This window comes from Bacillus sp. SRL337, from assembly GCF_984799155.1.
The window spans coordinates 3,744,653-3,757,814 of sequence record NZ_OZ481793.1; the positions used below are offsets into that span (position 1 = coordinate 3,744,653).

The 13,162-nt window shown below is 42.5% G+C and carries 10 protein-coding genes and 1 tRNA gene; 7 read left to right on the top strand and 4 right to left on the bottom strand.

Annotated features, from left to right (window positions below; translation table 11 throughout):
- The first annotated feature begins 144 nt into the window (after positions 1-144).
- Both AC4E8A_RS18940 and AC4E8A_RS18945 read left to right on the top strand, forming a co-directional pair.
- The gene (locus tag AC4E8A_RS18940; protein WP_490195291.1) at positions 145-1,026 is read left to right on the top strand and encodes a TetR/AcrR family transcriptional regulator; all 882 of its coding nucleotides are present in this window, start codon (positions 145-147) and stop codon (positions 1,024-1,026) included.
- Positions 1,027-1,247: 221 nt separating this feature from the next.
- Positions 1,248-1,964 carry a Crp/Fnr family transcriptional regulator gene (locus tag AC4E8A_RS18945; protein ID WP_490195293.1) on the top strand — a complete coding sequence of 239 codons (717 nt, stop codon included), beginning with the start codon at positions 1,248-1,250 and terminating at the stop codon, positions 1,962-1,964.
- A gap of 267 nt (positions 1,965-2,231) precedes the next feature.
- Here the strand turns inward: AC4E8A_RS18945 and AC4E8A_RS18950 are convergent, their stop codons facing one another.
- Positions 2,232-3,593, bottom strand: coding sequence for a TrkH family potassium uptake protein (locus tag AC4E8A_RS18950; RefSeq protein WP_490198938.1), 1,362 nt, complete (start codon positions 3,591-3,593; stop codon positions 2,232-2,234).
- Positions 3,594-3,965: 372 nt separating this feature from the next.
- Here AC4E8A_RS18950 and AC4E8A_RS18955 point away from each other — a divergent pair, with 372 nt between their 5' ends.
- Both AC4E8A_RS18955 and AC4E8A_RS18960 read left to right on the top strand, forming a co-directional pair.
- Complete coding sequence (locus tag AC4E8A_RS18955) at positions 3,966-4,583, top strand: DUF47 domain-containing protein (protein WP_490195295.1); 618 nt, start codon at positions 3,966-3,968, stop codon at positions 4,581-4,583.
- 15 nt (positions 4,584-4,598) lie between these two features.
- A complete protein-coding gene (locus AC4E8A_RS18960) occupies positions 4,599-5,597 on the top strand; it encodes an inorganic phosphate transporter (protein ID WP_490195297.1) in 999 nt (332 codons plus the stop codon).
- A 561-nt stretch (positions 5,598-6,158) separates the two neighbouring features.
- On the opposite strand, the gene AC4E8A_RS18965 is transcribed toward AC4E8A_RS18960, so the two are convergent.
- Positions 6,159-6,231 (bottom strand) — tRNA-Ala (locus AC4E8A_RS18965).
- Between the two features lie 167 nt (positions 6,232-6,398).
- Here AC4E8A_RS18965 and AC4E8A_RS18970 point away from each other — a divergent pair.
- The 3 genes from AC4E8A_RS18970 to AC4E8A_RS18980 all read left to right on the top strand — a co-directional run bounded on the left by AC4E8A_RS18970 (position 6,399) and on the right by AC4E8A_RS18980 (position 10,818).
- Positions 6,399-7,451 (top strand): class I SAM-dependent methyltransferase, encoded by a 1,053-nt coding sequence (locus AC4E8A_RS18970; RefSeq protein WP_490195299.1) that lies wholly within the window; start codon positions 6,399-6,401, stop codon positions 7,449-7,451.
- Positions 7,452-7,532: 81 nt separating this feature from the next.
- Positions 7,533-9,728, top strand: a complete 2,196-nt coding sequence (locus AC4E8A_RS18975) for a beta-propeller domain-containing protein (protein WP_490195301.1) — start codon at positions 7,533-7,535, stop codon at positions 9,726-9,728.
- 91 nt (positions 9,729-9,819) lie between these two features.
- Positions 9,820-10,818 carry a potassium channel family protein gene (locus AC4E8A_RS18980; RefSeq protein WP_490195302.1) on the top strand — a complete coding sequence of 333 codons (999 nt, stop codon included), beginning with the start codon at positions 9,820-9,822 and terminating at the stop codon, positions 10,816-10,818.
- Here the strand turns inward: AC4E8A_RS18980 and AC4E8A_RS18985 are convergent, their stop codons facing one another.
- Together AC4E8A_RS18985 and AC4E8A_RS18990 are read right to left on the bottom strand one after the other, a co-directional pair.
- Positions 10,819-11,223, bottom strand: coding sequence for a YugN-like family protein (locus AC4E8A_RS18985; protein WP_490195304.1), 405 nt, complete (start codon positions 11,221-11,223; stop codon positions 10,819-10,821). It lies immediately after the preceding gene.
- 535 nt (positions 11,224-11,758) lie between these two features.
- Positions 11,759-13,108, bottom strand: coding sequence for a glucose-6-phosphate isomerase (locus tag AC4E8A_RS18990; protein WP_490195306.1), 1,350 nt, complete (start codon positions 13,106-13,108; stop codon positions 11,759-11,761).
- Between the last annotated feature and the right edge of the window lie 54 nt (positions 13,109-13,162).

Here is a 13,162-nt window from a genome sequence, read left to right on the forward strand (position 1 = left end):
CTGTCATTTTAAACAAGATATATCATATACCATCGGTACAAAAAATTCAATTGGAAATTTAATTTTTTTTATAAAAGTTTGTAGAATCCTTGATACTAGGTTATTATCAGAATTATACAGGCGGTATAGTCAGGGGGGAAAAGAATGAACAAAAGAAAACAGCATGTGATTTCAAAAGCACATGGACTGTTTATCGAAAAAGGATTCCAGCAAACATCCATTCAGGACATATTGGACTACAGCGGCATTTCCAAAGGAACGTTCTATAATTACTTTTCATCAAAGAATGAATTGTTGATTGAACTGTTCAAATCAATTTACAGCGAAATCGAACAGAAACGAAATGACCTGCTGGTAAGCCAAGATCCTTCTGATATAACTATCTTCATTAAGCAAATTGAGTTCCAAATGATTGAAAACAAGGAAAACAAATTAATCCCACTTTTCGAGGAAGTCATGATGTCAAAGGACGAGGACCTGAAAAATTCGGTCAAAAGAGGACAGCTGAAGATGATTTACTGGCTGCATGGGCGGTTCCTGGATATCTTTGGGGAAAGCAAGAGACCTTATCTCTTGGATCTTGCCATTACTTTTCTGGGCATCCTGCATCATAATCTCCGCTATTATTCTATGGTGAATAACACCACTGCAGGGCTTCACCGGGTGGTGCACTACAGCGTCGACCGCATCATCAATACAGCAGAGGAACTCGAAAAAGGAAGCAAGCCGTTATTCCGGCCTGAACTGCTTCAAGTTTGGTTCCCTGAATATCAAACGAGTACCCCTGATTCAAGGCAGAAACTTCATCATACGGTTTTCTTCTTGAAGCAGCAGCTTACTGACACGGGGGAACAGATGAAATACGAAGAGCTCCTGGACTTCATCCAGGAAGAGTTGCTCCATTCCAAGACACCTCGCCGGTTTTTAATCGAAAGTGCCTTCTCGTCACTAAAAGAGGGAGAAGAATTATTTGAGGAATCTCATTTTGAAAAGCTGGAGAAATTGATCAAGAAAAATTTAATTTAATATAGATTGTCCCTCGCCTTTTAGCGAAGGGCTTTTTTTGTACTATCCTCCCCACCTTTATCTTGTCAATAAACTTCCAAAACTTCTTTCAGGATGTCTATTGTGAATTAAAGTGCATCATGATATTTTTAGGTTAGAATATCACTAACAGAAGTGTTTTTCCTTCGTTAAAAAAAGATCATCAGTGGACAATAATCCATTATGGGGTGGAGTGAGCTTGAATGAAAACAACTGCATTCAGAATAAGTGACATGGAACTCATTTCTGAGGATTTAAAGGCGTTGCTTATATCCATTGGCACCCCAAAAAGAGTGAAGGCTGATACATTTTTATTTCAGGAAGGCAGAGATGCCGCTGAACTGTACCTGATTAAAACGGGGCTCTTCCAAATCAGCAAGCTGACCAATGACGGAAGAGAATTAAACATGAGGATATGCAAAGCAAATGATATCATCGGAGAGTTGACCTTATTTTCGACAGATGCGAAGTACATGCTCAGCGCGCTGTCCCTTGCTGAAAGTGAAGTGCTTGTTATAAATAAAGACAGCCTTGAAGCTGAATTAATTCAAAATGCAGCTTTGACGTTTGAATTCATGAGGTGGATCAGCACCCATCTCCGTATGAATCAGTCCAAAATCAGGGATTTAATGATAAACGGAAAAAAAGGGGCGCTCTACTCTACCTTGATCCGTTTCACCAATAGTTACGGTGTACGAACTGACGAGGGAATCCTGATTGACCTACACCTTACCAATCAGGTGTTTGCAAAGTTTTGTGCCGCCACCCGGGAAAGTGTCAACCGTATGCTGAGTGAATTAAAGAAGAAAAAAATCATTTCGGCAACAAAGGACGGAAGAATCATTGTGAAGAATATACAGTATCTTAAAGATGAGATAGGCTGTGAGGACTGCCCGATCAGCATTTGCAATATCGACTAATCGCAACCAGACTTCAAGTCATGGCAGCGGGCTCGTTTTGCCGCCAATCGAGCTTTTATTCAGAAAGGATACTTCTCATATTTACGATCGAATAAAACAGAAAAAAAGCTGAAGAACAGCAGTCGCTGCCTTCAGCTTTTTCTATGGCCCAATTTATATGCAGTCCCCTTCCCACGAAAACATACATCGCCGCTATAAGCTGCCTTCATTGTTACAAAACCATCAAACACACCCATCTCAGTACATAATGTTTCCTTTCACTGCTCATCATCCAATGATTACTCTCTCTTTCGGATAGTGATAAGCTTCCTTGGATGTTTTGCCCCGAATCAAGAATAAGAAAGAGAAAATCCCAATTCTTCCAATGAACATCAAGACAATGATGATCCACTTTCCAGCTGTGCTCAGTTCCGCCGTGATTCCCATCGATAATCCCGTTGTTCCAAATGCTGAACACACTTCAAAAATGATTTGCATGATGCTGAATGCCGGCTCAATATACGTCAGCAGGATGACTGCTGAACTACAGATCATTACAGCAGTAGTGATGACAATGAACGACCTTTGAATATCCTCTGGATCTACCTCTCGCCCAAATACTTTGATCGTGTCTTTTCCTTTCGCATAAAAGAAAATGCTTAGAATCATGATGGCAAATGTCGTGGTACGGATACCGCCGCCCACACTGCTGGGTGATGCCCCGATGAACATCAACCCGCTGAGGATCAGCAAGGTCGGGTTTGAAAATTCACTTACATCCATTGTCGCAAGCCCGCCATTCCGGGTAGAGACGGACTGAAATAATGAATAAAAAAAGGACTCATGCCAGGATTTCCCCATAAAGAAATGATTTCTTTCAAACGCATAAATAAGGGCAGTCCCAATAATGATAAGAATAAAGAACGTCAGGGTTGTTAACTTTGTGAACAGTGTAAATCTGTACTGGGAACTTCCACCGCTCTTGATAAAATCTTTTATTTCAATAAGAACCGGAAACCCAATGGCCCCAAGAATTAATAGGACAATATTGATAAATTGAACAAAATAGTCCTCAGCAAAAGGCACCAGAGAAGTACCTGTTATATCAAAGCCTGCATTGGTTGTCGCACTGACAGACGCAAAAAATCCCTGTATAAATGCTTCCTGCCAGGTTGGGAAGTAGTGCAGGAAGTGAATCCCCAATATGACGGCACCAAGCAGTTCTATACTAATAATTATGATCAATATCTGTCTCATCAGCTGAACCAAGCCGGAAAAAGTAGACCTATTTTGGTCCGTCATAATCAGCCGGCGGTCTTTCAGGCCGATTTTCTTACCAAACAGCAGCCAGATAAATGTACCAAGGGTCATGATTCCAATACCGCCAAATTGCAATATGAAAGCCAATACGAAATAGCCCGGCACACTGAAAGTATCAGTAGTTGAAACCACCGTAAGCCCCGTAACACTAATGGCACTGACTGCGGTAAAGACAGCATCGATGAATGACCATTGCGCATCAGGCTTATGGACACCCGGAAGGCTCAGCAAGATGGTGGAAACCGCTACTGCCAATAAATAAAATAAAACAATTAACTGCACAGATGATAACTTTCTTCTTAATTTTTCTAACTTCTTCCTATCATTCATCACTACACGACCTTCGGTAAAACATAAATTGTTTAGATTGACCCGGACCCGGTAAAATATGGGGCTTTCTACTTCACTATTTATTTTACCATTATCAAATGGAAATAAAAATGTGATTAAAGAAGAGCCAGCTACTAAAGAATTTTGCCCAACCTGTGATAAATAAAGGCTGGGGAGTAACCCCATAATAATAGAAAGCGGGAATTCATTCCATAAAACGGGGAATACAAACAGCAAGAAGCCAATCAAAAATGAATGGAAACCAGCATTCATGACATAAAATTTTTTCACACTTGCGGCTACCTTTTTTCGACAACATACGCTATTATTAGCCTAGCAATAAAAATGAGATTTTCTGGAGGTTTGAAACGAATGGTTTTCAAGAAAAAAGACAATTTTGCCATTCTTCTGAGCAATATTGCTGATAATTTAAAGGAAAGCGCCCATTATTTCGATGATTACAAAATCACAACTATCAGTGACTTAAAAACGTTTTCCGGGCATATGAAAGAACTTGAAACGAAAGGTGACAGTTATGTCCATGAGGTTATCAAGGACTTGAATAAAGTTTTCATCACACCTATTGAACGCGAAGATATTCTGGCATTAGCGATGAGCATGGACGATGTTCTGGATGGACTGGAGCATACCTCTGCTATGTTTGAAATGTACAGCATCACCAAAGCAGATGAATACATGCTGAAATTTGTGGAAGCGATCCGTCAAAGCAGCGATGAAATTGACGCTGCCGTGCACATGCTTTCCACAAAGAAATGGACGCAAATTCATGAACACGCGGTCAAGATTAAAGAATTGGAATCAGCATGTGATGGGATTCTGAGGCAATCCATCAAACATTTGTTCAATACTGAAAAAGACCCGATCCGCATCATTCAATATAAGGAGATCTATGAAGAGCTCGAGCAAGTAGCAGACTATTGCCAGCATGTAGCTAATACTTTCGAAACCATTATAATGAAGAATGCATAAGGAGTTTAATCAGGTATGGATACTATACTCATTTTAACGATTCTGATTGTGGCCGCTGCCCTGGCATTCGATTTCATAAATGGATTCCATGACACAGCCAATGCCATTGCCACGTCAGTTTCAACCAAAGCACTTAAACCAAGACATGCGATCATCATGGCGGCTGTCATGAACTTCGTAGGGGCAATGACCTTTACCGGAGTAGCGAAAACGATCACAAAGGACATTGTCGATCCGTTCACTCTCGAAAACGGGACAACCGTGATCCTTGCTGCACTTCTGGCGGCGATTATATGGAATCTCATCACCTGGTACTACGGTATCCCAAGCAGTTCTTCCCACGCCTTGATTGGTTCCATTGCAGGTGCGGCTATAACGGCGGCAGGATTTTCAGCACTGAATTACGGTGGTTTCATCAAAATCATCCAAGCGCTTATCTTTTCGCCGATCCTTGCATTCGTTATTGGCTTCATCGTCTACAGTATTTTTAAAGTCGTATTCAGGAACAGCAACCTGGCTAAAACAAACAGGAACTTTCGGTTCATCCAAATCGGAACAGCTGCCCTTCAATCGTTTACGCACGGAACCAACGACGCTCAAAAAGCAATGGGGATCATCACAATGGCTTTGATCGTTAATAATTACCAGACATCCGGAGATATCCAGACATGGGTTCAATTCTCTTGTGCACTATCCATGGGGCTTGGAACATCCATCGGTGGCTGGAAAATCATCAAGACCGTCGGCGGGAAAATCATGAAAATCCGCCCAGTTAACGGTGTAGCTGCCGATTTAACAGGAGCTGCAGTCATTTTCGGGGCTACTGCCATTCATTTACCAGTCAGTACAACTCATGTTATTTCCTCCTCCATCCTGGGGGTCGGTTCGGCTCACAGGATAAAAGGTGTGAAATGGGGTACAGCCCAAAGGATGCTGATCACATGGGTGATCACCTTGCCGATTTCAGCAGCCTTGGCGGCAATCATTTACTCTGTTTTGAATCTATTCTTTTAACAAGAGATTCTTACCTTAAACTTTGTTGGTATTTAGGACGAATGCTAAAGAAGAGGCGCCATCCCCTGATAGGCAGGATCGAAAAGAGCTTCTCTCTTTGTTGAGAGAGAGTACCTCCAGTGCCCATGAGGATTATTAGTCTCTTCAGGTTTTTCCGAAAGCAACAACCTATGTAAAAACAACCTGACAACAAAGCCTGTCCTCCAGTCATGTAGACCATGGAGGACAGGCTTCTTTAATTACTTGCCGTGTGTATATAAATAAAAAACTAATAAGTCTTCTGTGAATTCTCCAGTAGTTTCCTACAGCTTGAATTGTGAAATGACTTCTTCCAGTTCAACAGCCATCTTTGCTAATTCATTTGCAGCAAATGATACATCTTCCATTGACGCATAGTAGAAGCTGCAACAATCTGGGAACGGCCATTCACTTCCAAGGACGTTTTCGAGACGTTATCAATATAGGATACAACCTCTGGAATGCGGTTTTTTATTCTACTTTCTTCCTTTTCCGCACTGATATAAACTAAAAAAAGCAGCCAAGTGGCTGCGTTTTTTGATATGGAGCATAGCGGGCTCGAACCGCTGACCTCTTCGCTGCCAGCGAAGCGCTCTCCCAGCTGAGCTAATGCCCCGTAATATAATGTTGGGACGCTTTTTATTATATAAAGTTTATATTATTTTAGCAAGTAGTTTTTTTGATTTTTTTCAATTGTCATTTGCTGTCTGTTTACTTTTTATTGTAAACGCTTTCCATTCCTTTTATAATGAAAGAAAATTCAGATATCAATAGGAGGTTTTTATGCTGCAAGCTGATGTATTGCCGGATGAGACAAAGCCATTTGATGAATCGCATATTGGGACAAGTGAATTGCAAAAGAATTTTCGAATCGATCTTCGAAATTTTTCAGAAAAAGAATATAATAAATTCGTCAAAGTGGATACCATCCGCGACTGGTCTTTGTTGTCGTGGAAAGATGTCGGCCGGCCGTTTGAGGTGAAAAATTATTCCGCGGACAGATCCCAATATGAAGAAGAGCATGGCAAGCCTATGAGTGCCCATACTTCCTGGCAGTATTTCAACAGGTCCTTTCATGAATGGTTCTCAAAGGATGTCCCGCTTGAACAGCAGAAAGAAAAGGAAAAGTTCTTCACCAGCCTGAAATCCTTCAAACCTGAAGAAATAAAGTCTGCCCTTGGCGATGCCGTCCGGATCCAATTATGGAACTATGTCCACCGCATCCAGGATGGAATCTGGGATCCGCGCGGAAAGCGGACACTCTTTGAAGGGCTCGATGTTTCCAAACCAAGAATTCTTTTTCTCGGGGCTGCTGAAGGTTATGAAGCCATGCAGCTTGCTGCGATGTATCCGGGGGCACAGGTGGTGATGGTTGATTACGATGAGTATTGCAAGACGACCAGGTTTGAACACTTTCCGGATTCGTACCCGTTCCTTGGTGAGAACCCTCAAACCGGTCAACCGAAAATCTATTATAAGGATGACTTCACGATTGAATATGTGGTGGATGATATCCGCAGCCTTTCTTTCGGGAAGGAATTCGATATCGTCATCTCGGTCGGACTTTTAGAGCATTTTCCTGACGAGTACAAACCTGAAGTCGTCGACTGGCATCGCAAATTCCTTAAGCCCAACGGATATGTAGTCATGACCACACCCAGAAATCAACTGCGCTCCCGCCTTTACTATAATATTTTTGCTGATGTGATGAATCATACCTATCGCGAGCTGATGACGGTCGAACAAATGGGGTTATATATGTACGAAAACGGATTGGATATTCGCAAATCCGGGGTGATAAAAGTTCATAATGGCATAATCGCCAAAACCAGATAAGGTTTATTTTTCCTCTTATGTAACATTTCAATTTCATCTTCGTCTACTTCAGTAACAAATGAAGAATCGGGAGTGAAGAGGATGAAAAAATTATGGATTGGTGCTGCTGGTCTCCTGCTGGCTGTTGCGATTGTTTTTGTATATTTTAAGCAGCCTTTGGTCGAGACCGGTGCCACAAGTTCTGAAAGGAACATCGTGCTTTCAGATAAGACTTGGCAATTGGAATTCTCCGAACCTCTCAAAAATATTGGCAAAGAAGCATTTTATGTAATGGATGATGAAGGAGATAAAGTACCCGTCAAAATCGCCCTCAGCGAGGATCGGAGAAGTGTCTCTATCCAGCCTCCGAAAGAAGGATACTCCACTGAAACCGAATACTATACACTGCATATTTCCCCTGAGGTCAAATCCTCTCTCGGCCTTCCTGTCCGCGGGGATAGAACAGTAGAATTTGCCGTCGTTCCCACCCTTCCAAAAGTAGAATCAAAAGAAGACCTGAACAGGTATTTCAACTACGCCATCAAACGAGAAAAAGAAACCAAACCCAAGTTTTCACTGTTCAATAAGGGAACTACAACGCAAGAATCAGCAGATACCGCTGATGCAGGGGGAGCCCCTGCGATGGAGAGTGAATCTGCATCCGCTGATTACAGCACGACGAACAACCAGGTGCAGGGTGTCGATGAGGCAGACATCGTAAAGACGGATGGCACGTATATATACCAGGTCACTTCCCAGAAGCTGATGATTACGAAAGGATCTCCCGTGGAGAAGATGGAAGTTGCCTCTTATGTTTCGTTTGAACCCGACTTTGCTCCACAGCATTTGTTCCTGCAGGGAGAGAAACTCGTTGTTATCGGCAACAGCTGGAGTGATGACTATTCCCATAAACCATCGACTAAAAAGAACTCTGTACAGGCATTGGATATACCTGTACATGGGATGATGAAAACCCTCATATATGATATCTCTGATAAAGAAAAGCCTGAATTGCTGCGTGAATTTGGCATGGAAGGAAGTTATGTCGCCGCCAGGAAAACAGGTTCCTTTGTATACCTGGTCGCCAATCACTATCCTGATTACTGGATCCTTGAAAACAAAGAAGATGCTGATCTGAGGCCGCGGATAACGGACAGCTTGAATGGGGAGGAACCTGCCTTATTGGATTTCGAGGATATCAAATATATGCCTCAATCCACCGAAACCAATTACACCTTATTTGCCTCCCTCAACCTGGAGGAAATCGCTTCCGAAATCAATGTAGAATCTTATCTCGGCAGCGGCCACCAGTTGTATATGTCCAAAAATAACCTCTATATGGCTTTGAGCAGGCACAACCCGGCAAAAGAAAATGCATGGCAGTCAGCAGATACCGAAATTTACAAATTCACGGTCAACCAGTCGGACATTGAATTTGCGGCAATGGCTAATGTGAAAGGGACCATCCTTAACCAGTTCTCAATGGATGAACACAAAGGGAATTTTAGGATTGCCACCACAAAAGGAGATGCATGGGGAGATCAAAATACCCCTTCTTCCAACAATCTGTATATTCTTGATGAAAATTTAAAGCATATCGGAAATGTTGAAGACCTTGCAAAAGGCGAGCAGATTTATTCAGTCCGGTTTATGGGAGACAAAGCCTATATGGTCACATTCAAGCAGGTGGATCCTCTTTTTGTCATCGATACGAGCACTCCTTCCTCACCGAAAGTACTGGGTGAGCTGAAGATACCAGGGTTCAGCAGTTATCTTCATCCATTGGATGAAAATCATCTGATCGGATTTGGTTATGATACAACACTGGTAAAGGACGATAAGATGCCGAATGAAGAGCCGAGGGTCCTGACAGCAGGCATGAAAATTTCTCTCTTCGATGTGTCAGATTTCAATAACCCTAAAGAACAGGATACCGAAATCATCGGAGGGCGCGGAACCCACTCTTATTTACTTGAGGACCATAAAGCACTGTTCCAGCACCAAAACAGAAGCTTGTTCGGGTTTCCAGTATCGGTTTATCATGAAAAGGAAGGCAGTATGTATGAACAGGTGTTTGACTATCAAGGGGCTTTGGTTTTTGAAATCACCCCTGAAAATGGCATAGTTCAAAAAGCGCAAATGATTCAATCGGACGGGGATGATATGTATGAGCGCTGGGAGAATCAGATTCAGCGGATGATTTATATCGATGAAAACCTCTACACTCTATCTCCGGAGGAAATTCAGTCATACAATTTAGGCAATTTTAAAAAGAGTAATGAACTGACACTTCAATAAATAAGAAATTGATTCGGGCTCTCTATTGAGGGTCCTTTTATTTTTATGAAAACCGGGAATAATGGATAGAATGTGGGAAAGGAGATATTTTATGAACATTTATTTTTACCAGCGGTTTCTTCGATGGCCGATTTTAGTGCGGACATTCTTAATCGCCATGGCGGCCATTTCAGGCTTTGGTATCCTGATTCATCTGATAGAACCCGAAAATTTCCCGACAGCTTTTGACGGGATTTGGTGGGCAATCATCACCACCTCTACTGTTGGATATGGGGATTATGTTCCATTGACCACCTTAGGCCGGATTGTGGCGATGCTCTTAATCCTGTTAGGCGCTGGTTTCTTAACGACTTACTTTGTCACATTAGCCACTTCCACTGTAACGAATCAGAATGCTTACCTGGAAGGCAAGGCAACCTATTCAGGGAAAGACCATACCATCATTGTCGGCTGGAATGAACGTTCAAGAGAAATCATTGATCAACTGCTTGCGTTTGACAGGCATCATGATATTACATTGATTGATAACACTCTTAAAGAAAATCCGTACAGAAATCATATTATCCACTTTATTAAAGGAGAAGCATTCCGTGATGACATTCTCCTGAAGGCCGGCATCCAAAAGGCAACCATAGCTGTTATCACAGCTGACCAAAATAAGAATGAAATAGATGCTGATATGAACTCCGTCATGACCCTGCTGGCGATGAAGGGAATTGCACCTGATCTTTATTGCGTTGCTGAGATATTAACCAGTGACCATATAGCAAATGCAGAAAGGGCCGGTGCTGATGAAGTGATTCAGACCAATAAGCAGACTAGCTATATTATTATGGACAGCATTTTGTCCAAAGGGATGAGCACCACTATATTAGAGTTGTTAAACCATTTAAAAGGCAATAATCTTAAGGTGATTACCGCATCCCCGGAATGGTGTGAAAAAACGTTCAACGAACTGAGCAGTTCCCTTTTAGAAAAAAACATCATCCTCTTGGGCATCAAGAAAGGAGGGCACACTACAGTGAACCCTCCTCTGGAGACTATTGTAAAACCTGAAGACGGACTGCTGGTCATTTCAAGCGAAAGGTGATTACCTTATCAGCTGGTCTTCCAGTTCTTTTACCAATTCCACCCCCACAGACACATATTCCTCAGGAAAGCTTGCGTCAGGGTCCTGGGGTTCGGAAAACTGGTTCGTCGTTCCTGAAAACGTCCCGGTTGAGGCGTGATCATCCAACCCTCGCTGATATTTATGAGAAAGCAGGAATGGCCTTCCAAGTTCGACCGTGGCACCGCGGGAATCCAGTTGACCATCTACGGAGGCAAACGGAATACGCAGAAATTGGTAACCTACTTCGTCATCGATTTTATAATCAAAATATCCATGGTCATAATCCCAATTGCCGCCGATATCGTACCCGAGCGGCTTTAACAGCTGCTCCAGCTTGTATAACTGAAAATGCTGCCCCTCCAGTTTAGAAGGAAGTTCAATCATCCCAAACACTCCTTTCTTTTCGGTTAGTTTTTCCCAGAGTGATTGGGATAAGTCATAAAAGATGAAAAAGTATGGGTCCAGTTGGTGAAGGTGTGAAAGGCTGAATAGCTCTTTTTTGGAGACGTTCTTTTGGATAGAAAAATTTTCAGTCCTTTCAGCGCACTGATGGACTGGGCTTAAGTTTGTTGGTTTTGAATTCGGTCCTTTAAGCCACCGATGAGCGTTCATGAAACACCCTTCTCTTTCTCACTCCTTTTTGGGTCTTATGAAGCTTCCATGACACACCCTTATCTTATATTCCCTTCCTTTTTGGTCTTATAAAGCTTCCACGACACACCCTTATCTTAAATTCATTCCTTTTTTGGTCTTATGAACGCTTCATAAGACACCTTGATCTCAAATTCACTTCTTTTTTGGTCTTATGAACACTTCATGAACTACTAAAATTTTATAGTCGCAAAAAACAGGTCTTTTGAATCCGGTCAATCCAAAGAAAAGGCTGCCATCCTATGGGGATGCCAGCTTTCTATATCAATTATTTAAGGCGCTTTTCCAGCTCTGCTTTCTTCTCTTCGAAACCAGGTTTTCCAAGAAGCGCAAACATGTTCACTTTATAAGCTTCCACGCCCGGCTGGTCAAATGGATTGACGCCCAGCAGGTAGCCGCTGATGGCGCAAGCTTTTTCAAAGAAGTATACCAGGTAACCGAACGTATAAGCATCCATGGCCGGTATTTCAAGAATTAGGTTTGGAACGCCGCCGTCTGTGTGCGCAAGCATTGTTCCTTCGAATGCTTTGTTGTTGACGAAGTCCACTGTTTCACCTGCAAGATAGTTCAGGCCGTCCAGATCGCTTTCTGCTTTTTCGATTGTCAACTCGTGGCGTGGTTCAGAAACTTTGATGACCGTTTCGAACAAGTCCCTTCTTCCTTCTTGAACGTATTGCCCAAGCGAGTGAAGGTCAGTGGAAAAGTTTGCTGATGCAGGGAAGATTCCCTTTTGATCTTTTCCTTCACTTTCGCCGAACAGCTGCTTCCACCATTCGGAGAAGTACTGCAGGCCTGGTTCATAGTTGATCAGCATTTCAATCGTTTTGCCTTTATTATAAAGAATATTTCGAACAGCTGCATACTGGTATGCAGGGTTTGCTTCAAGCTCGTCTGTATCGAAGTCACTGCGAGCCGCTGCAGCACCGTTCATCATTGATTCGATATCAATTCCGCTCACTGCAATTGGCAGAAGCCCGACAGCTGTCAAAACAGAATAACGTCCGCCAACATCGTCAGGCACGACGAATGTTTCGTAGCCTTCGTCATTGGCAAGTGTCTTAAGAGCACCTTTTGACTTGTCTGTTGTAGCGTAGATGCGCCTTCTTGCTTCCTCTGCACCATATTTTTCTTCCAGTTTCTTGCGGAAAATACGGAACGCGATTGCTGGTTCAGTTGTTGTGCCAGACTTTGAAATGACATTGATGGAGAAATCTTTATTTTCAAGCAGGTCCATCAAATCTGTCATGTAAGTGGAACTGATGTTATTCCCCAAGAAAAGGACTTGAGGTGTTGAGCGTTTTTCACCTGGAAGAGCATTATAGAAGCTGTGGTTCAGCATTTCCAGAGCTGCTCTTGCTCCCAGGTATGAGCCGCCGATTCCGATGACAAGAAGGACATCAGAGTCATTTTTTATTTTCTCGGAAGCCTTTTGGATCCTTGAGAATTCTTCTTTGTCATAGTTTTCCGGAAGGTCCACCCACCCCAAGAAGTCATTTCCTGCACCTGTTCCTTCATGCAGTGATTTGTGGGCTGTCTTTACAGCATCTTTTACGTATGTAAGTTCATGTTCACCGAAGAATGTCAGTGCTTTTGAGTAATCAAAGCGTACATGTGTCATATCTTTTTTCCTCCCTATTTGTTATTCCTTTACTCACTTTACCTAAAGGTATGC

Coding starts and splice junctions, on each gene's coding strand:
- AC4E8A_RS18980 (WP_490195302.1), top strand. CDS start 9,820: ATGAACATTTATTTTTACCAGCGGTTTCTTCGATGGCCGATTTTAGTG.
- AC4E8A_RS18990 (WP_490195306.1), bottom strand. CDS start 13,108: ATGACACATGTACGCTTTGATTACTCAAAAGCACTGACATTCTTCGGT.
- AC4E8A_RS18985 (WP_490195304.1), bottom strand. CDS start 11,223: ATGATTGAACTTCCTTCTAAACTGGAGGGGCAGCATTTTCAGTTATAC.
- AC4E8A_RS18950 (WP_490198938.1), bottom strand. CDS start 3,593: ATGAATGATAGGAAGAAGTTAGAAAAATTAAGAAGAAAGTTATCATCT.
- AC4E8A_RS18945 (WP_490195293.1), top strand. CDS start 1,248: ATGAAAACAACTGCATTCAGAATAAGTGACATGGAACTCATTTCTGAG.
- AC4E8A_RS18940 (WP_490195291.1), top strand. CDS start 145: ATGAACAAAAGAAAACAGCATGTGATTTCAAAAGCACATGGACTGTTT.
- AC4E8A_RS18975 (WP_490195301.1), top strand. CDS start 7,533: ATGAAAAAATTATGGATTGGTGCTGCTGGTCTCCTGCTGGCTGTTGCG.
- AC4E8A_RS18955 (WP_490195295.1), top strand. CDS start 3,966: ATGGTTTTCAAGAAAAAAGACAATTTTGCCATTCTTCTGAGCAATATT.
- AC4E8A_RS18970 (WP_490195299.1), top strand. CDS start 6,399: ATGCTGCAAGCTGATGTATTGCCGGATGAGACAAAGCCATTTGATGAA.
- AC4E8A_RS18960 (WP_490195297.1), top strand. CDS start 4,599: ATGGATACTATACTCATTTTAACGATTCTGATTGTGGCCGCTGCCCTG.